This is a genomic window from Bifidobacterium saimiriisciurei, from assembly GCF_010667655.1.
Lineage (GTDB): Bacteria > Actinomycetota > Actinomycetes > Actinomycetales > Bifidobacteriaceae > Galliscardovia > Galliscardovia saimiriisciurei.
In genome coordinates this window covers 74,754-94,717 of record NZ_WHZU01000008.1, presented here as the reverse complement: position 1 = coordinate 94,717, position 19,964 = coordinate 74,754, and the positions used below count along the sequence as shown (strand labels likewise).

The window sequence follows — 19,964 nt, the reverse complement described above, 5'->3', positions numbered from 1 at the left end:
AGCCGTGCTTTTGCATGGCCAAAAATAACCGGGAGCAAAACTATGAAGAGGACATTCCAGCCGAACAACCGCCGTCGTCACATGAAGCACGGTTTCCGTGCCCGCATGCGCACCCGTTCCGGCCGCGCGCTCATCAACCGTCGTCGCGCCAAGGGCCGCAAGGTTCTTTCCGCCTGAGACTTCTCGACGGCAACGCAAAGTTAGTCGGTAGACCGCAGACCAAAGAATCATCGGTTACTGAAGTGGAACGGCTGAAAAGCCATCGCGACTTCGTCGGCGTATTGAAAACCAGGGCCAAAGTATCCAGCAAGGATCTTGTGGTCCATTTTCATGTTCGCCCGAAGAACGTCGCCGGGGACGCGACGACCAGGGGGAGCGGCATGGCCGACCCCGAGGCCCGGCGTCTCGGACTCGCCGTATCCAAGGCAGTAGGTAACGCGGTGACCAGGAACAGCGTCAAGCGCCGCTTCCGCGTATTGGCCCGGCAGCACGAATCGCTGCTGCCGGACTCATGCGACGTGATCATGCGCGCCAAGCCGTCCACCCCCAAGGCGGAGTTCGCTTCGCTCGACCAACAGGTGGGGATGCTGTTCGAGCGCGTGGCGCATCGGGTGGCGAAGGCCGAGGCGGCCGCCGCCGCGGGCGGGTCCTGCGGTGCCCGTGACGCCCGCGACACCGGCGACGCCCGTCCGAAGGGCGAGCCCAGGCCATGAGCGTCGTGGCCGGGGCGATGATAGGGGCGATTCGCTGGTATCAGCGCAGGATATCGCCGTTGTTCGGCCCCTGCTGCAAATATTATCCGTCGTGCTCGCACTATGCCGTGACCGCCGTCGCCCGATTCGGGGCGCTGAGGGGCGGCGTGCTCGCCGCGCTCAGACTGCTGCGTTGTCGGCCGTGGAGCCGCGGGGGAATAGATGACGTTCCCCAACAATTCTCTCTGTTCTATCGTTTTTCGTGGTCCAAGGCCCATGAGGAGCCTCGGCTGACGCCACTGAACTACGAACTGAACGACGAGGAGACATCAACGGAGCGTAGCAATTGTATCGATCATCATGATGCCTCCGTTCATTCCGCTCCGTCGAGCCTTTAAGGAGGCAAACCCGTGACACCGTTGAATCAGAACGTGTTCTATCTGGACAACGCCAGCTTCTTCGCGTTCTTCTACAAGATTCTTTACCCCATCGAATGGCTGATGACCCATCTGCTGGTCATCTTCCACAAGGCGCTGACGTTCCTGGGCTTCCAGGACGGCCCGGGCGCCGCATGGTGGATGTCCATCGTGCTGCTCGTGATCTTCGTGCACCTGTGCATCCTGCCGATCTTCGTGCGCCAGATGAAGTCCATGCAGAAGATGCAGGCCATCCAGCCCAAGCTGCAGCACATCCAGGCCAAGTACAAGGGCAAGACCGACCCGGCCAGCCGTGAGGCGCAGCAGCGCGAGACCATGAAGCTCTATCAGGACATGGGCGCCAACCCGGCCGGCTCCTGCCTGCCGCTGCTCATCCAGTCGCCCATCTTCATGACCATGTTCTACGTGCTTTCCTCCGTGAGCTACGTCGCCCGCGGCGTGAAGGCCCCGTACGGCGCGTTCACCGTCGAGGTGGCCAAGGACTTCGAGGCCACGCACGTGTTCAACGTGTCGCTCGCCAGCATGTTCTCCACCTCCGGCTCCAGCGCCCGCATCACCATCGGCGTCTTCATCGCGCTCATGTGCGGACTCATGTTCCTGCAGCAGTACTACAACCTGCGTCGCAACCTGCCGCGTGAATCCATGCAGGGCCAGCAGTACAACATGCAGCGTTCGATGATGTTCATCTTCCCGCTCATGTACATCTTCTCTGGTGCCACGTTCCCGTTCGGCGTGCTCGTGTACTGGCTCACCAACAACGTGTGCAACCTCATCCGCACCATCTGGCAGGTCGAGCACATGCCCACCCCGGGCTCGCCGGCCGCCGAGACCCGCGCCCGCCGCGTGCGCAAGCGCGAGGAGGAGCGCCGCAAGCGCAAGGGTCTGCCGAGCGTCGAGGAGGAGGCCCTCGCCAAGGCCAAGGCCGCGGCCGCCGAGCGTGCCGAGCAGGGTCATCAGCGCCAGCAGCCGAACCGCAAGAAGAACAAGAGCAAGAAGAACCGCTGAGTGAATCGCGCCGCGCCTTGGGCCGGCGCGATTCGCCCGTGTTCCCCCAGGTCGCGGGACGTTCCCCGCACCGCGGTCCCGGCCGCGTCCGGCGACGCCGGCCCGCATCCGTCATGTGGCCGTATCGGCAGTCATCCCCGCCGATACGGCCACATTGCGACCTGTTGAAATGATAAATCTACGTAACTTTTAGGCCGTCTGTCTGGAATACGGCGTGGTGTCGATATCACGGTGCGATTAGACTGGCTGGTATTGCGTGAATTTAAGGAGTTTTCAATGTCTCAATCAGACGATAGGACGGTCGATCAGCTCAATGAGGAGGCTGATATCGCCGCCGATTATCTCGAAGGACTGTTGGACATCGCCGACTACGAAGGCGATATCGAAATGGGCATTCGCAACAATCGGCCGGTCGTGCAGATCGTCGCCGACGACGACACCGACATCAAGCATCTGATCGGACGCAAGGGCGAGGTCGTCGACGCCCTGCAGCAGCTGACCCGCCTGGCCGTGCAGCAGAAGACCGGCGAGCGTTCCCACCTGATCGTGGACGTCGACGGCTACCTCAAGCGCAAGCGCCAGCGTCTGCGCAACATGGCACTGGATGCCATCGACGAGGTCCGTGAGACCGGCGAGCCGGTGTCCCTCGACCCGATGAACTCGTTTGAACGCAAGATCATCCACGACGTGGTGCGCGAGGAGGGCATGAAGTCCCGTTCCCACGGCGAGGAGCCGCACCGCTACGTGACGGTGTACCGCAAGGCCAACGCCGCCGCGGCCGACGCCGACGTGGACCCCGACGTCGAGGAGTTCGACGAGGAGTAGTTCTCGCGGGGCAGGTCGGACGGGGAGCGGGTTTCGATGAGGAGTGATTCGTCGGACCTGCGACGAGGCCTATACGAATCGTCATGGCTCGGTTGTCATGACCTGGGTGTCATGGCTCGGTTGTCTTGAATCCACCATGACTCCGTCTGACCCTGCGAAGAGGGCCGGTCCGCCTTGTTGGACCGGCCCTCTTCCGTCTCGGCCCCCTTGTTCGCCCGGCCTGAGACCGTCCCACTTTCGGATTTGCCGGCCGTCGGGGTCGGATATCATCGGACATATTGATAGGATTTCCGGCGCATTGACGGGATCGACAGAATCGTTGACGTAATCGAGGTGCATACATGACCGATCAGCTTGAAGGCTCGCCGCTTATCGCCGAAGTGCTCGGGCCGGCGGCGGAGCCGCTTGCGAAGTTCCATGCCAAGCTTGAGAAGGAGGGCGAGCCGCGGGGCCTGATCGGCCCCCGCGACGTGGACATCCTCTGGGAGAGGCACATTCTCAATTCGGCGGCCGTCGTGCCGTTCATTCTCGAGGCGCTTGGCGCCAAGGACCGTGAATCGGCCACCGGCCGGCTCGCCGACGTCGGCAGCGGCGGCGGATTCCCCGGCATCATCGTGGCGGCCTGTCTGCCGAACGTGAAGGTGTCGCTCATCGAGCCGATGGAACGCCGTGTGGACTGGCTCAGCGAGGTCGTGGTCGAGCTGGGGCTGAAGAACGTTCGCATCGTGCATGCACGCGCCGAGGACGCCGTCAAGCCCGGCGCCGGCTTCGACGTGGTGACCTGCCGCGCCATCGCCCCGATGCGCAAGCTCGCCGGCTTCACCATGCCGCTGCTGCGTCCCGGCGGGCGTCTGGTGGCCCTCAAGGGCAAAAGCGCGCAGGCGGAGATCGACAAGGGCATGAAGCTCATCCTGCGTGCCAAGGGAGTGAATCCGCGCGTCGTGGAGGCTCCGGTGGCCGATGGCCTCGAATCCACGCACGTCGTGCTTGTCGACAAGAAATAGCGGCGAACGGCGTCCTGGGACCGCTACCGTCGTCGCAGGAGCCTCAAGAAACTGCAGGAAGGGTGAACACGCCCGCGGAAGGGCCCCGGTCGTCATGACCGGGGCTTTTTCGTGCGCCGGGCTGCCTTTATGATGCCGAATGACTTGGCGACGGTGCGAAAAACGAGTGAAACCTGCGAAATTTCCTGTGGGAAGTAAAGTGATCAAAGAAGGGGGAGGGGGATGCTTGCGAACGCCGTCGGGCACCCTCCCCGATGATCGATTTTCGACCCTCGGGCAAAGGTGTTCGTGGCGCCTGAATTTGGTACGGGGAACAACATCGGTATGCATGCATTCATAACGTCATACTGTGGGGATGTCGGTTGGTGTGATGGAGGACGCCGCCGGTTCCTTCGCTGTGGTCATTCGCCGGAGGCGGGATGTCAGGCCGTATCGGTTTGGAAGTGCGAGGATGTTCACCATCGGGATCGGCCGAGACGTACCGGTTCTGACTGGGGACGACCGTAGATCGGAGGATGTCCGCTGCGGTGACTTGCGGCGCTCTGGCACCCGGCATCGGCGCATGACTCTGCCGTGCTCGTGTGCGTGAATACGTATATGGGTGTGCAATGGGCGTGTTGTGGGGGATGTCGTCGCGATGACGGGCGCCGGTCATGGATGAAAAAACTAGATATAGGGCAGGTGATTACTACATGTCGAATATTTAGTGGTTATGGACGGAAAAACACGGTTTTCCACGAGTTATCCACAACCAGTGTTGACGAAATGTGGATAACTTTTCGACCTCTCGATAGTAGCGTAACAGGGGTGAAAAACGTTGATATTTCAGCGTTTTGTTAAATGTGAACAATTGGCGCAAAAACGCTGGCTGCCGACGAAATCTCGAGTTATCCACATTTTTATCCACAATGGTCCACATTCATCCACAATACGCTGTGAACTTGCGCTATCGTTATGCAAGGACGAAAATAGTCGCTTAGTAACAAGCAAAGAAGAAAGGTGAACCATGACCAATGTTTCACATGAAACATCATCCGCGAATGGTCGTGGCGATACCATCGAGTCAGCCTCTGAAGTATTGAATCGTATTTTTCAGGGCGAATCTTCTGGATTGGGAGCTCAGATTTTTGATTTGGCGGAACGCCGCCAGTATCTCGAAGGAGAGACTTACCCCAAGCCGTCCTCGATGCGTGTGATCGCTGTCGCGAATCAGAAGGGTGGCGTCGGCAAGACGACGTCCGTCGTCAACATCGCCTCTGCGCTTGCGCAGGAGGGGGCTCGTGTGCTCGTCATCGATATGGACCCGCAGGGCAATGCGTCCACGGCGTTCGACATCGAGCATTCGTCCGGCAGCCCGTCGGTGTATGACGTGCTTGAGGGACGTCTGACCATCAGCGAGGTCAAGCAGCAGTGCCAGGACTTCCCGACGCTCGACGTGGTGCCTTCCACCATCGATTTGAGCGGCGCCGAACTGGAGATTGCCGCGCTTGAGGATCGTACGATGCTGCTGCGTGAGAGCATCGACGCATATATAGAGGAGACGGACGAGCAGTACGACTATATCTTCATCGACTGCGCCCCGAGCCTCGGTCTGCTGGTGTTGAACGCACTGTGCGCCGCACATGAGGTGATGATTCCGATCCAGGCCGAATACTACGCGCTGGAAGGTCTCGGCCAGCTGATGAAGACCATCGGTCTGGTGCAGGCCTCCCTGAACAAGGACCTCATCATCTCCACCATGCTGATCACGATGTTCGATCGCCGAACGATCCTGAGCCAGGACGTGTTCGACGAGGTGAAGAACCATTACCCGGATATCGTGCTGAACACCACCATCCCTCGTTCGGTGAAGATCGCCGAGGCTCCGAGCTTCAGCAAGCCGGTCGTCTCCTACGAGCCGAATGGTGCCGGGTCGATTTCGTACCGCGAGGCGGCGCTGGAAATCGCCAAGCGTTCCGAACAAGTGTTACAAACCATTGCATCGCGAAAGAGTGGGGACTGATCATGGCAGCACGTTCTCGTCGTTTGGGCAAGGGCCTTGGTGCCTTGTTCCCCTCGCTTCCGGGCGAAGAGCCCGAAGAGAAGAAGCCGGCAGCACCGGCTGCGGATTCCGCGGCGGCGAAGGCTCCGCGCACGGATTCCGGAACAACGGCCGCGGCCGACGCAACGAAGTCCGTCAAGCCGGTGAAGTCCACGCAGCGCAATCGTGCTGAGGCCGGGGGAGAGGCCTCCGGTTCGAAGGGCGCGGCCGGCAGGAAGGGCAAGCGGCCGAGCATGCCGTCCCTTGTGGATTCGCTGCATCCGAGCGATATGTTCTTCGGCGGGGATTCCTCTGACGGAACGTCGTCGAGCACCGGTGTGACTCCGAGCGCATTGTCGGATCTGATTGCACCGACCCGCCCGCTGTCTTCGCAGATCGCCAATGCCGCGGCGAGGCCCGAAGCCGCCGCTGCCGCAGCAGCCGGCGATCATGCCGGCAGTGGTAAAGGCGGTGGCAAGTCTGCCACGAAGGCCACCGGAGTCAAGAAGACGTCGGCGAAGTCCGCGGAACGTCACGATGCGTCCGAATCCGCGGATTCCTCGGCCGAAGGGCCCAAGCCGGTCGCCGGTGGATATCTGGCCGAACTGTCGGTTACGGACATCACGCCGAACGACCATCAGCCGCGTCAGATTTTCGACGAGGACGAACTGCTGGAGCTTTCGCGTTCGATTCAGGAAGTCGGCGTGCTGCAGCCCATCGTCGTGCGCAAGCGCACGGCGGAGGCCATTGCGGCCTCCGAGAGCAAGGCGCCGTACGAGCTCATCATGGGCGAGCGCCGCTGGCGTGCGACCCAACTGGCCAAGCTGAAGACGATTCCCGCCATCGTGAAGACCACGTCGGACACCGATATGCTTCGCGATGCGCTGCTGGAGAACCTGCATCGCGTGGCGCTCAATCCGCTGGAAGAGGCGGCTGCATACCAGCAGATGCTGAGCGAATTCGGCCTGACGCAGGAACAGCTGTCGAAGTCGGTGTCGAAGTCTCGTCCTCAGATCGCCAATACGCTGCGTCTGCTGCAGCTGCCGGCGTCGGTGCAGAAGAAGGTGTCGGCCGGTGTGCTGAGCGCCGGACATGCGCGTGCGCTGCTGGGCCTTTCGAATCCGGAACGCATGGAGGAACTGGCGAACAAGATCATCGCCGAAGGTCTTTCCGTGCGCACCACCGAGGAGATTGTGGCCACGGAGGTCCGTCAGAATCCGGATGGCAAGAAGAAGCCTCGTCGCCAGAACGTCTGGGCGGATTCGCCGGCCCTGCATTCGTTGGAGAACCGTTTCGACACCAAGGTGGCGATTCGCGGTTCGAAGAAGAAGGGCCGCATCGAGATCACCTTCGCATCGGAGGAGGATTTCGATCGCATCCTGCAGCTGCTCGGCAGCGAGCACCAGTCGGGCGAAGCCACTGACGGCAAGGATGACGGCTGGATCTGAGATATTTCGTCCGATGCAGTCGACTCGTTGGGGGACGTTTCACGTGAAACGTCCCCCAACGTCATATGGGGTCTGATTATGGGATTTGATTCCGTATGGTCTAATCGAGTCGTATCAAATCGCGGGGGGTATATTTATCGCCTTGCCGCGCAATGATATACGGGGGGTTATCCTCCGGTTCATGTTGTCTTCACCGGCGTCTCCTATCGTGAGATTGCAGGCAGATGACCGGGCGATTCGCCCGGCATAACGCTCAATGAAGGAGACTATCGTGGCCGGCAAGAAGGATAAATCCCTGATCTATTGGAATATGAACTACAAGGGGAAGCTGCGCCGCACCTGGATGATGGTTCCCATCTGCATCGTCCTTATGATCATCGCGCCGTTCTACACGGCAAACGAATACGGCAGCGTGATGGTCGGCGTCGTCTTCGACGTGGTGCTGTTCGTGGTGATGGTGCTCCAGCTGCTCTATAACATGAAGAAGGCCAAGGAGGAGGAGCGTCAGAACCGCATGAACGGTCCCTCCGCCCCACGTTTGGGTTGAGGCATCGGACAATACCCCTCCCAAAAAACGGCAGAACAGCGGCATGGTTTCCAGCCAAAATCAGGAAGCCATGCCGCTGTTTCACGTGAAACAATCATCAGGAGAGAAATCGGGTATTGGGGCGGAAATCGCATCGGCCTATAATCAGGAATCACGAGAATCGTCATGTCAATGGTGAAATGAGACAGGGGAAGCCGATGCGTCAGTTGATATACGCACGCCAGTCGTCACGCGAATGCCAGTCATCGTCTGTAAGCCGGCCGCCCACGCCAATCGCTGCCGCAAATACGACGTTGTCGATGGTGATATTCGCGATAGCCGCGATATTCGGCATGATGATTGCTCCCGCCGATTTGTCATATGCCGCGTCCTCGCCGACACCGACCTGGGAGAAGTCCATACGCATCGACGACAACGCCGATGGCGGGTCCTATCCCACAGTGAGTGTCAGTGCGAACGGTCGGTATGTCGCCGCCACCCGATTCGGCAGCATCTCGGAGAAGCTGCATACCGTGCGAATCGTCGATCTGCGGACAGGCAAGGTCAATACCATATCCGCGATCAGCACCATCATGGATCCGAAATCGTCAATGCTGTACTACAGCACGGGAACCTCCTCGTCGGACCCCGTTCGTGCCGTCGACATGAAGGAGGAGACGGAACGGCGGCTGGGTGATTGTGCGGGCGGTTTGATGGCGGTATCCCGGGATGGTTCGACGATGCTGACCACCACCGAAAACGGCTCGTCGACAAGACTGCATCAATACGATCTCACCTTGCCTGCCGAAAAGCATACTTTCGATGTCGAGGGCAGCGTCAGCCAGGTGATCCTTACCGAAGACAACACGACGATGTATGTGCTGAGCCTATTGCGGCAGAATACGTCTTCCACGTCCGCGCAATACTCATTCAGCGCATACAGCCTTACCAGCGGGAAACAAACCGCATCTCACGCCATACAGACCGATGACGATGTAAGTGCGGTATTGTTCACCACGCAATTCTCCGATACCCACAGTGTGATGGTGCAGCGCAACAACAAGATGAATGTGGCTACGCTCGACCCGGATAGTGGGAAATTGAAGACCGTTGTGCCGTCGGATTCAGGCGCGATACTGGGGTACAACCTGTGGGGTTCGATAGCCGCCATGGGCAAGTCCTCGGTCGATGACAACAGCCACGTCAGCTGGAAGAACGCAACGATGCGGACCATCGACATCGGTACGGGGAAGACGCTGACGTCCGTTGCCATGCCGGAGCGCATGCAGGAGAATCTCGCCGGGGCGGGCGAGCAGATCGTGTTGAACGCCGATGGCTCGACGGCCTACACCGTTGGGGAACATGGTGATGTTTCGGCGGTGAACACATCAACCGGCGCAATCTCGGAGGCCGCGCATCCGGATGGCGAACGGTTGGTGCGGTCCCTGACCATGACCCCGGATGATTCCCGACTGGTGATGGCCACGGATGCGGACTCGGCCAATGACCCCGTATATCTGGTGGTGATGAAGACCCATCTGCCCAAGGCATCCGCGAATGCATCCCATGGCATCGGCGGCTCCAAAGCCGGAGGAAAGAGTGCAGGCGGGGTCTTCGGTGGCCTGGCGGGCAATCCCGTTATGACGATTGCGCTTGCGGTGGCTGCTGTAGCGGGCATTGCGGTGATCGTGGTGGTGGTCATGCGGCAACGCAAGGTCAGGAACGTCGCCGTTGACGGCGCCTCGCGGCCTGATTCGGTGCCATTGCCGCCGGTGGCTCAGAACAATGCCGGGACCGGTGCCGTACGGTCGGTGCCTCGACCCGTGCCACAACCGACCGTGCCACAACCATCGCCGCAGTCCGCCTTGCCAACAGCTGCGCAGCCCACCTCTCAATGGCGCTTCTGCATGCATTGCGGCACGCGGATGCGCGTAGAAGCGCGGTTCTGCCCATCCTGCGGACGCAGTACGCAACAGCAATGACGCCACCGATTAATGACGCCACCGATGGGTGTCGGCGACACATCGCCTTTGTCGAATGATTGGCCGCCGACACGTCTCGACTATTCGCCGATGAGATACGCCTGGGCGTCGAGGGCGGCGCGGCATCCCATGCCGGCGGCGGTGATGGCCTGCTGGTACACGGCGTCGGCGTTGTCGCCGGCGGCGAACACGCCGGGCGCGGAGGTGCGGGACGACGCCCCGTCGACCTTGATGGTGCCGTCGGCGGCCGTCTCGACGGCGCCGCCGAGGAACTCCGTCTGCGGAATCTGGCCGATGGCCACGAACACTCCGTTCGCGGGAATCACGCGCGTCTCGCCGGTGGTGACGTCGGTGAGCTCGACCTCGGTGGCTCCGGACTGATCGTCGCCATGAATGGCCGAAACCGTGGCGTTGAGCTCGAAACGAATCTTCGGATTCTGCTGCGCTCGCTCCACCATGATCTTCGAGGCACGGAACTCGCCGCGACGATGCACGATCGTCACCGACGAGCCGAAGCGGGACAGGAAGTCGGCCTCCTCCATGGCGGAATCGCCGCCGCCGACCACGACGATCGGCTTGTTGCGGAAGAAGAAGCCGTCGCAGGTGGCGCAGTAGGAGACGCCGCGGCCGGCGAACTCCTCCTCGCCGGGCACGCCGAGCTTGCGGTGCTGCGACCCCGTGGCCACGATGACCGCCTTGGCCTGGTAGTCCGTGCCGGAATCCGTGTGCAGGGTCTTCTCGTCGCCGGAGAAGTCCACCGAGGTCACGTCGTCGTATTCGATTACGGCGCCGAACTTCTCGGCCTGCTCGCGCATGCGGTCCATCAGCTCCGGGCCGAGAATGCCCTCGGGGAAGCCGGGGAAGTTCTCCACCTCGGAGGTGTTGACCAGCTGGCCGCCGGGCGTCAGGGCGCCGGCGATGATCAGCGGACGGTAGCCCGCTCGTCCGAGATAGATGGCGGCCGTGTAGCCGGCCGGTCCGGAACCGATGATGATGACGTCATGTTTGCTTGTCTCTTGCGTTTCACTCATGCCTCTCACCCTACAACAGCGTCCATCGCCCTCGGCGGAAACGCCGGTGTGGAGGCCGTTCGGAATCATTATCCGAGAGCGTCATCGCCAAGCAATGCGGCCAGCGTGGAGCGTGACAGTGCATAGTACGCCGGTCGTTGTCCGGTATGGGCAACGGCTCCGTCGGTTTCAAGTCCGGCCAAGGCATTGTTCACGCGTTTCAGGCCGGCGTTCAGTGCGCTGCGCAACTGTGTTCGGGTCATGCGATGCGGAATCGCGCCGAACAGTTCCTCCTGAATAAGGAAGCCGATGATATTGAATTGGTCATCGTCCCAGTGCCGGTCATTGCGGAGCTGTTCGAGAGAGTTGAACGCATGATCCAGCATGATCTGCTTTTCCGTGAGGTCATCGATGATGCGTTGTTGCGATTCGGCGACGAATGTCATCATTCGATAGGCGAACAGACTTCCGTCCTGGCAGTTCAGAGGATGCTGTGCATCTTCGAATGCCTTGTAATACGACGCTTTGCCGTCGTATATGCATGGACTCAGTCCAATGACGGTCGGTACGCTGAGATGCTTACGCAGCTGCAGGGCGAATAGGAACCGTCCCATTCGGCCATTGCCGTCATAAAACGGATGGATGCATTCGAATGCGTAATGACACATCGCCGCTCTGATAAGCGGCGGCACACCGCCGTCATGGGATAAGCGCAACCATTGCGTGAGCAATGCAATGATGGCCGATTCCGGCGTCGCTCCGGTATGAATGCGCTTGCCCGTGGCCGCGTTATCGATATACACGGGACCATCACGGAAGATTTCGCCGTCGGGTATCCTGTCTTCGGCGAGTTCGCCTGCGATTACGCCATCATAGATGGTACGGATATCCTGCAATGACTGCGGAAAATCGAGATGGGTCGGGTCGTCGTCACTGAGGGCGAGAAAAAGCCGCGCGAATTCGGTGAATCTTTTCTTCGGCCCATTCGTCAGGGCGACTTCCAGTGCGTCGCTGATTTCACGGCGCGTGGAGCGTACGCCTTCGATGTCGTTGGTGCTCTGCATTTCGGCGCCGATGAGATCCATGATGTACGCTCGCCGTGCGATTGGCGGAAGCTTATTCCATAGTGCGACGACGGCGTCATCCTGTTCTCGAATGTGGTCGGAGAGCGTCATGAGCTCTCGAAAGCCCATGACGAACAACTCATGACCGTCCAATACGATTCCGGAACGGAACGTGCTCCATCCGGCGAGACGCTGCCGGTATTCGGTCTCGGCGATATCCTTTGGCGGCTTGGTGGATTGACTCATATGCACGGCTTGTCTGATGCTTTTGTAATCCATCGTCAATCGCACTTTCTCATCAAAGGAATCTTTAGTAGGGATACATCCTACCTTCTAATGCGTCTTTTTGGCAAAAAGACGCATTAGTGAGAGATAAATAGAGTCTCTAACGTGTCTTTTTGCCAAAAAGACACGTTAGAGCAGGTCCGGTGGGTTTCTTATGCGTCGAAATGACGTTTTGATGCATAAGGAGACGGGATACGGCGATGAATGATGACCCGTGGCGGGCGGTGGGCATCGGCTGACACCTGTGGGCGTTGCAATCCTGATTGCGCAGGGAGACACGATTATCGCGGTGTGAGCTTGCCGTCGTGACTTGCTGCGACATGGACTACGCAGCGAAATGTGCGAAATGCGACGTAGTCCATCGTCATTCGATGTCGGACCAGAGAGAAACCGCATGATTGCAACGATCTTGAAATCAAGCTATTGGATTTTCGATGGACTGCGACGCAAAATCACGAGAATGTGATGCAATCCATCAGGATTGATGGATTACGACGCGAAACAATAAAAACGTGGTGTGGTCCATCGGAACGGATGGACCACACCACGGATATTGCGATATCGAACGTTCGGCACCATCGGACGCTCAATGCCATCGAGCGTCCGATGCGCGGCTCGATGACGCTCAGTACACCTGGACGGAGTTGAAGTAGAGGCCGCCGTCAGGGGTGGTGTCGGACGGCACCCAGATGACGAGGCTCTGCGTCTTGACCGACTTGCTGAGCTTCACCTCGGTGGTGCCGCCGGCCGCGAAGGAGAACTCCGCCACCTTGGTGCCACCGGTCGGGTTGTCGCTCGTCGCGCCCGCATAGATTGCGGCCTTGCCGCCGGACTGGCGCAGCGAGACCACCACGCGGGAGACGTCCTCCTGCTGGGCGAGCTGCACATACCAGCCGCGGCCGCCGAGATTGGCGGAACCGTCGACGAAGGTCTGCGTGGACGTAGTGTACGCCGTGGTGTTCGACGGCGTGGGGGTGGCCGACGCCGTGGTCTTCTTCGGCGAGGACGACGTGGACGGTGCGGTGGATGCCGAGCTCGGGAAGCCGCCGACCTCCGACGTGTTGATGGACGGCCAGGCGTCCGCCGACTTGGTCTTGCCCTTGTCAGGCGAGAACAGGCCCAACGCCATCGCGGCGCCGGCGAAGATGACCGCCAGTACGACGACCGTGCACAGCACGGCCACGATGCGATGCATACGCTGCTTCTTGCGGACCTCCGGGGACTGCTCCTCCTCGTCGATGGCCATGGCGGCCTGCTGCTGCACGTTGCCGGTGGGCGAATACGACGGCGGGTTCATCGGCAGCTGCGGCTCGAAGCTCGCCGGCAGCGGCTCCATGACGATCGTCGCATCGCCGACGCCCTCGTTGCTCTTGGCGCCCTGGGCGGCGGTGGCGTTGGCGTTCCTGGCGTTCGGGTTCTCCGGCAGGGCCGGCTTCACGCTCACCGGCATCAGCACGGCGGGGCCGGTGGCCGAGGGGGCGGCATGCGCCGGAAGATTGTCGGCGGTGTCGGAGACGGACGGCGCCTTGCCGTGACGGATGCCGGACACATCCAGACCGAGCGTGGGCTTCGACTGCGTATTGCCGTCCTGCAGCGGCAGGTCCGGGGAGAGGGGATCGTAGTAGTCGGAGGCGAAATCCTCGGGATTGGCCTCGTCCACCTCGCGGTGGCCGGAGAACAGCAGCTGGTTGGTGCTCCACGCCTTGCCGGCGGGCTCCTGCGACAGCTGCGGCTTCTCGGGCGCCGGCCGGAACGCGGCCGGAAGCTCCACGATGTTCTCCTGCTTGGCCGGAAGCACCTGCACCAGTTCCACCGACTGGCTGGAGGCATGCGAGGCGATGGTCATATCGTCGTGGGTCAGCTCGGTGACCGGCTTCCACGTGCCCAGCAGCACCTCGAACTCGTTCAGCGTGCTGATCGGCACGGGCACGGGTTCGCCGGCCTCGTGCAGGCCCAGACCACGCATGCAGATGATGCGGAACTCGTCGGGCACATCGGCGAACTCGGCCGAATCCACCTTCGCGCCGGCCTCATAGCGGCGGCCGGTGACGGCCTCGAACAGCACGGCGGCAAGCTGGCGGATGACCACGGCCTCGGAATCGGGATTCTCGGAAGGGCCGAGCAGAGCCGGCACCAGAGCCGACGAAATCGGCGCATCGGCCAGCGTCACATGCTGCGACGTCAGACGAATCACGTCGGCGCTGATCGCGCGATGATTCAGCTTGGCGGCACGCAGCGACAGCGCGGCCTCGGCGCTTTCGCCCATGATGGTGCGAATCGCCTCGGCGCTCAGCGCATGATGCGGGGCGCCGGCGTTATGCGCCAGATAGCGGCTCAGCGAGATGCCGGGGTCGAGGTCGGTGATGATGATGCACGCGCCCTCTTCGGAACGAATCTGCTGGATCGGCGTGAACCTCGGGTTGTGGCTCAGCACCAGCGACGATGCGATCTCGTTCGCGTTGGCGGAGATCTCGACATCGGAGATAAGGAACAGCTGGCAGTCCTTGGCCATCACGCTGTCGTTCGCGCGCCACACGGAAAGACCAGGCTCCTCGCGTAATACCTGTACCAAGGTGTAGCGGTCGATCAGGGTGTCTCCAAGGCCTGGTTTCATGGTGCTGCTCTTCTCATATGCGAATAGGTTGCGCGCGGATTCGGCTGTAGCAATTCTATAGGTCGGAGTGCCCGAAGGCCTAGCTTCCCGCGCAACTAGTGACGAATCCGTTACACTTGCCGGACCGCCGGCCGACGACGACGAGACGGTGCGCGGCCTCACCGTGTTTTCGGCGGCTTCCGCGGCCTCGTCGGACGTTCCGGAATCAGTGCCGTCGGGATTGCTCCCGTCGGCGTCGGCACTGATTCCGGCATCGGTCCGGGTGGCGCCGCGACCGCGGCCCAGACGCGCCGCCACGGCATGGACGAGATCGGTGAACTCGGAGACGCGCAGCACCATGAGCAGCGCCGCATATACGGCGGCGATCACGATGGTGAGCACCACGCAGATGATGAGCGAATCAACCCAGCGCATGACGCCGTCGAACCGGTCGTAATGCACGCCGAGCAGCGCCATCAGGGGCTTGCCGACCAGCCATCCGGCCACGCCCGAGGCCACGCCGGCGACCAGCGCCTTCGCATGCATGGCGAGGATGCGCCGGCCGTCCAGACTGCCGCCCATACGTTTGCGAAGCCGCAGGAACAGGAACGGAATCGTGACCAGATACGCCACGCTCAGCGACAGGCCGACGAGCATCGCCCAATGCTGCGGCGGCAGCACCGCGATGGAGACCAGCAGGAACACCAGCTGCACGGCGTTGTTGAGCAGGGCGAAGAGGAACGGGCTCTTGCCGTCCTCATACGCGTAGAACGTGCGCTGAATCAGCAGGAACGCGCTGATCGGCACCAGGCCGACGGACAGGCTCACCAACGGTCCGGCGATCAGCAGCGCGTCATGCACGCTGACCGACGGCAGCAGCGCCCGCGTGATGGGCACGGGCATGGCGATCAGGGCCGCCGAGAAGAACATCATCGACAATCCGACGTTGCGCACCGACGAACTCAGGTCGGCGCGCGCGGAGGCGATGTCGTTGTCGCTGATGGCGCGCGAAAGCTTCGGGAACACGGCCGTCGTGATGGAGACGGCGATCAGCGAATACGGCAGGATATACAGCGAATACGCGTACTGGTAGGAGCCGTTGCCGGCGATGCCGTGCAGGTCGTGGCCGGCCAGAGGGGCGCCCGTGTTGATTTGCGAGGTCACCATGCCGACGATGAGGTTCAGCACCGTAAGCGCCAGACTCCAGATGGCCACCTTGCCCATGGAGCGCAGACCGATGCCGTGGATGCCCCATTTGATGCGGTACTTGAGACCGATGTGCAGCAGCGGCACGAACAGCACCAGCGCCTGGAACGCCACGCCCAGCGTCCATGTGCCGGCGGTGAGCAGGATCTTGTCGTTCGTCCAGAACTCCATCGGCTGGCGGCTGGCGTTGCCGAACATCATGATGAACGCGATGAAGCCGGCGCAGCTGATGACGTTCGCGCCGACGGAACTCCACGCATACGTGCCGAAACGTCCCTTCGCGGCCAGGATCTGGCCAAGCACCAGATACAGGCCGTAGAAGAAGATCTGCGGCATGCACCACAACGTGAACGCATCGACCAGCGCCCGCTGCTCGGGCGCCCAGTTCGGGTTCACATACAGTCGGGTGATGACAGGCGTGGCCAGCATCATCAGCGCGGTGATGCCCAGCAGCAGTGCGATGGCCAGCGTGATGAGCTTGCTCAGCCGTTCGTTGGCGTCCTTGTGCTTGAGCGTACGGACGATCTGCGGCACGAGCACGGCGTTGAAGATGCCGCCGGAGATCAGCGTGAAGATGACCTGCGGAATCATGGAGCCGGTCTGGTACGCGTTGGCCGCGATGCCGGTCGTGCCGATGGCGGCGGCCAGCAGAATCGAACGAATCTGGCCGGTAACGCGCGAGGCCGCCGTACCGGCGGCCATGATGAGGGAGTTACGTCCTACGGAATTGCTCATTCGTCGGGATCCTTTACACGATGGAACTGGCGCCATAGGCCAAGCACGCCAAGAAGCACGGCCAGCGCCAGAATGGCGTAGCCGCTCCAGTCATTGATCTGAAAGACGCTGGTCACACGGGCGGAGGCGGACGAGCCGAACGTCACGCCGTTGCGGTCCTGCAGCTGAACCGTCACGTTGGTGCTGCCGGAGTTCAGCACATGGATGTTGACCGTCGACTGCACCTCCGCGTGCGCGGGAATCACCAGGTCGTCATCCACGCTTGCCGTGAACAGCTCGGAATCGGTCGTGGCCGCGATATGGATGTGCACGGCGTACGGATGGTCGTTCGCGATGGTTATCGGCATCTTCGCGCTCTGGCTCACGATGTTGATGGAATCGGGCTGGGCCACGGAGATTCCCGACAACAGACCGTTGCCGAGCTGACGGGCCGCACGAATCATTGTCGTGTTCTCGGCGGGGAACGAACTGAACGACTTGCGCGCCAGATCGAGATAGGCGCTGTTCAGCGACCGCGCCCATTGGGCGGCGGTCGGCCGGTCGCCGCCGGATGTCCTCGTGCCGGCGCTCGCCGACGGCGACGCCGACGAGGACGCCGTCTTCGAATCCTTCGCCAGCACCTGGTCGACGAAACGGGTGATGCTGGTGCGGGCGCGACTCAGATCGCGCACCTGTCTGCCGAGTGTGATGGCCTCCTGGCCGCCGAGGGGCTTCACCGCGCTCGCACGCTCGGCGGCCTCCTCGGAGGAGACGTACGGTTGCGCCTTGATGAGCGATGCGAGGGAGTCGAGCTTGAGCCACGAGCAGGATTCGAGCTTGGAGACCAGCTCCTCCATGTTGGCGGTGTCGGTGGAGTCGACGTCCTGGCCGAGCGAGACCAGCAGCGTGCGTGACTCGTACGGTCCCTCCTGCTGGTAGAGCGCGGTCTGTGCGACGATGCGCGCCAGACGGCCCGATTCGGTGGTTTCGGCCAGCGCGTCGTCGCTGGTGGCCTTGCCCTGCGCGAGCGTGCTCAGGTCGCTCTGCGTGTTCAGCACGGTCACGTTGCCGGCGCTGGTGGGCACCACCATCTTCGACGTGTGCACGGCGCTCGATGTGCTCGGATCGTAGCCGGATTCCGCCACCACGATCGAATACCCCTGCGATTTCGCCGCGGCCAGCGACTTCGTGGTCCACTGCGCGTTGCTCTGCCAGGCCACGGCGGTCGGCACCGGGGCCTTCTCGTCGCCGACGGCGTCGCGGTAGAGCGTGCCGCCGCTTGCGGCGTTCCACATCGACGCCTTCAGGCCGGTCGACTGCCAGTCGTGCTGGTCGGCGGTCTGAGCCTGATAGGCGATGTCGAATCCATCGGGTTGCATGATCGCCGCCATGCTCGGCTTGGTCTCGAACGTCTGCGCATAACTCGGGTCGCCGACCACCTGAATGGATTTGTGGCGGGCGAGCACGCCCGTCAGCGCCTCCTGCTCGCTGCGCTCGGTGGAGCCCAGCGAGGTGACGGCGGAGTCGGTGTCGCCGCTCTGCGTCAGCAGCTTCTTCACGTTCGCGTTGGTGGCCTTCCATTGCGAGGTCGTCAGCGGCAGCGCGACGACCATGTTGAGACGGGGTGTCTGCTCAAGGCTCAGGCCATCCTGTGTGCGGGTAACAAATGAATGGATGCAGGCTTTTTCAACGTCTCCGACAAGGTACCGGATGCTCAGCGGCTTCGGTCCCCAGGTGCGGAACAGCTGCATCACGTCGCTGTCCGCCGAAGCGTGCACGATCACCGTCTGCTTTGCTCCCGGCTCCAGGGCGTTGACGGACGTCGAGCCGAGCGTATCGTGCAGCCAATGCAGTTCGGGGCTGACGTCGTCGGAATCGTTGGCCCATTCCTGCATGAGCAGACTCGAATCGAACGTGAACCGCGGGTTGGTGCGAATCTCGAGTTTGCCGGCGGCCAGCCTGGTCTTCGAATCGTTGGTGATGGAGATGACGGCCGTGTAGTCGTCCTTGCCGTTGATGGTCGTGCTTGTGTTGTTCTCGACGCGAAGGGTGATGTCGGACGACGAGTGCGTCGACGATGATGACGTTGATGCACTCGATGATGAGGATGACGACGATGATGAGGATGACGACGATGATGAGGATGACGACGTGGAGTCGGAGGTCGATTGCGTTCCCTCGCCGGAGTCCATCGCCCACGCCGGCGCCGAGCCCGTCAGCGTCCATGACATGCCGACGAACAGCGTGAGGACCAGACAAACGAATATGCGAAAGCGCCGCGACGCCGAGGGCGACCAGGCCCCGCCGCGGCCGGAGCGGTGTGCGGTACGGTTCAGCAAATCCTAACTACTTCCTGTGCTTTCGCGCATACAGCCATGCAATCCTACGTTCGTTAGGATAGCTCAGGACGTCGTTCAAATCATCAAACCTGACCCAGATGGCGTCTTCCGCCTCGTGGTCGGGATCGCCCTCCACCGTCAGTTCGCCGCCGATCATACGCAACGCATAGTGGTGGACCAGCTTGTGCACGCGCTGCGCGGTGCCGGTGAACCAGTAGTCGATGGTGGCGATGGAGGTGATGACCTCGCCGAGGATTCCCGTCTCCTCGTGCACCTCGCGCACCGCCGTCTGTTCGGGCGTCTCGCCCTTTTCGATATGACCCTTCGGCAGGCACCATTCCAGATGTCCGGAGCGGGAATGGCGGGCGATGATCGCCACGCGTCCCTGTTCGTCGAAGATCAGGCCGCCGGCGGAGTATTCGCGCACGACCGGCAGCTCGCGGGCGTCCAGCGAGGCGAACGTGGTGGGCTGCGTCTGCTTCTTCGCCATGATCGCCGGCGTCGGACGCGGCGGGATGGGGCTGTCCTCCACCTCGCGCGAATCGATGCGGTCCTCGGAAAATTCCACATCGCCTTCAGGCAGTCGCAATGTGGCACGCTGTCCATATTGTGGAGTCTCGGAGCTGTAGAGGGGGCGCAACGGCACCGGTTCGAGACCGTTTTCGGCACCCTCGGGAAGGGGTCCGTTTTGGGTATAATTCCCCGAAGAACTGGCGGCACGGGCCATCATGCGCGCAACATCTCCGGGAGTAGTCATACCTCTTACAATACGCAAAACATTGTGCAGGTGGGGTAACGGTAAGCTTGATTGCGC

Annotated in this window: 15 protein-coding genes; 10 read left to right on the top strand and 5 right to left on the bottom strand. The window is 61.6% G+C overall.

Annotated elements, in window-relative coordinates:
- The first annotated feature begins 42 nt into the window (after positions 1 to 42).
- The 10 genes from rpmH to GFD18_RS06220 all read left to right on the top strand — a co-directional run bounded on the left by rpmH (position 43) and on the right by GFD18_RS06220 (position 9,939).
- A complete protein-coding gene (rpmH, locus tag GFD18_RS06265; protein WP_093961566.1) occupies positions 43 to 177 on the top strand; it encodes a 50S ribosomal protein L34 in 135 nt (44 codons plus the stop codon).
- Between the two features lie 65 nt (positions 178 to 242).
- A complete protein-coding gene (rnpA, locus tag GFD18_RS11095) occupies positions 243 to 713 on the top strand; it encodes a ribonuclease P protein component (protein WP_163198830.1) in 471 nt (156 codons plus the stop codon).
- A 17-nt stretch (positions 714 to 730) separates the two neighbouring features.
- Positions 731 to 1,090, top strand: coding sequence for a membrane protein insertion efficiency factor YidD (gene yidD / locus GFD18_RS06255; protein WP_204313975.1), 360 nt, complete (start codon positions 731 to 733; stop codon positions 1,088 to 1,090).
- A 21-nt stretch (positions 1,091 to 1,111) separates the two neighbouring features.
- Positions 1,112 to 2,134 (top strand): membrane protein insertase YidC, encoded by a 1,023-nt coding sequence (yidC, locus tag GFD18_RS06250; RefSeq protein WP_100510361.1) that lies wholly within the window; start codon positions 1,112 to 1,114, stop codon positions 2,132 to 2,134.
- A gap of 276 nt (positions 2,135 to 2,410) precedes the next feature.
- Complete coding sequence (locus GFD18_RS06245) at positions 2,411 to 2,959, top strand: Jag family protein (RefSeq protein WP_163198824.1); 549 nt, start codon at positions 2,411 to 2,413, stop codon at positions 2,957 to 2,959.
- 341 nt (positions 2,960 to 3,300) lie between these two features.
- Complete coding sequence (gene rsmG, locus GFD18_RS06240) at positions 3,301 to 3,963, top strand: 16S rRNA (guanine(527)-N(7))-methyltransferase RsmG (RefSeq protein ID WP_163228265.1); 663 nt, start codon at positions 3,301 to 3,303, stop codon at positions 3,961 to 3,963.
- Between the two features lie 1,006 nt (positions 3,964 to 4,969).
- Positions 4,970 to 5,965 carry a ParA family protein gene (locus tag GFD18_RS06235; protein ID WP_100510358.1) on the top strand — a complete coding sequence of 332 codons (996 nt, stop codon included), beginning with the start codon at positions 4,970 to 4,972 and terminating at the stop codon, positions 5,963 to 5,965.
- Between the two features lie 2 nt (positions 5,966 to 5,967).
- Entirely contained in the window at positions 5,968 to 7,431 is a 1,464-nt protein-coding gene (locus GFD18_RS06230) for a ParB/RepB/Spo0J family partition protein (protein WP_163198818.1), read from the top strand.
- A 271-nt stretch (positions 7,432 to 7,702) separates the two neighbouring features.
- Positions 7,703 to 7,978: a hypothetical protein gene (locus GFD18_RS06225; RefSeq protein WP_318644355.1), complete on the top strand. Its 276-nt coding sequence runs from the start codon at positions 7,703 to 7,705 to the stop codon at positions 7,976 to 7,978.
- A gap of 299 nt (positions 7,979 to 8,277) precedes the next feature.
- Positions 8,278 to 9,939: a zinc ribbon domain-containing protein gene (locus GFD18_RS06220; RefSeq protein WP_163198814.1), complete on the top strand. Its 1,662-nt coding sequence runs from the start codon at positions 8,278 to 8,280 to the stop codon at positions 9,937 to 9,939.
- A gap of 80 nt (positions 9,940 to 10,019) precedes the next feature.
- Here the strand turns inward: GFD18_RS06220 and trxB are convergent, their stop codons facing one another.
- From trxB to GFD18_RS11280, 5 genes are all read right to left on the bottom strand, one after another.
- On the bottom strand, positions 10,020 to 10,970 hold the full coding sequence (trxB, locus tag GFD18_RS06215) for a thioredoxin-disulfide reductase (RefSeq protein ID WP_163198811.1): 951 nt from the start codon (positions 10,968 to 10,970) through the stop codon (positions 10,020 to 10,022).
- A gap of 68 nt (positions 10,971 to 11,038) precedes the next feature.
- Positions 11,039 to 12,292 carry a Fic family protein gene (locus GFD18_RS06210; protein ID WP_163198808.1) on the bottom strand — a complete coding sequence of 418 codons (1,254 nt, stop codon included), beginning with the start codon at positions 12,290 to 12,292 and terminating at the stop codon, positions 11,039 to 11,041.
- Positions 12,293 to 12,923: 631 nt separating this feature from the next.
- Positions 12,924 to 16,832 (bottom strand): murein biosynthesis integral membrane protein MurJ, encoded by a 3,909-nt coding sequence (locus GFD18_RS06205; protein WP_163198806.1) that lies wholly within the window; start codon positions 16,830 to 16,832, stop codon positions 12,924 to 12,926.
- Entirely contained in the window at positions 16,829 to 19,042 is a 2,214-nt protein-coding gene (locus GFD18_RS06200) for a DUF6049 family protein (protein ID WP_263863974.1), read from the bottom strand. Before GFD18_RS06200 ends, GFD18_RS06205 begins: the two co-directional genes overlap by 4 nt.
- 115 nt (positions 19,043 to 19,157) lie before the next feature.
- Complete coding sequence (locus tag GFD18_RS11280; RefSeq protein WP_191997336.1) at positions 19,158 to 19,907, bottom strand: NUDIX hydrolase; 750 nt, start codon at positions 19,905 to 19,907, stop codon at positions 19,158 to 19,160.
- Positions 19,908 to 19,964 lie beyond the last annotated feature (57 nt).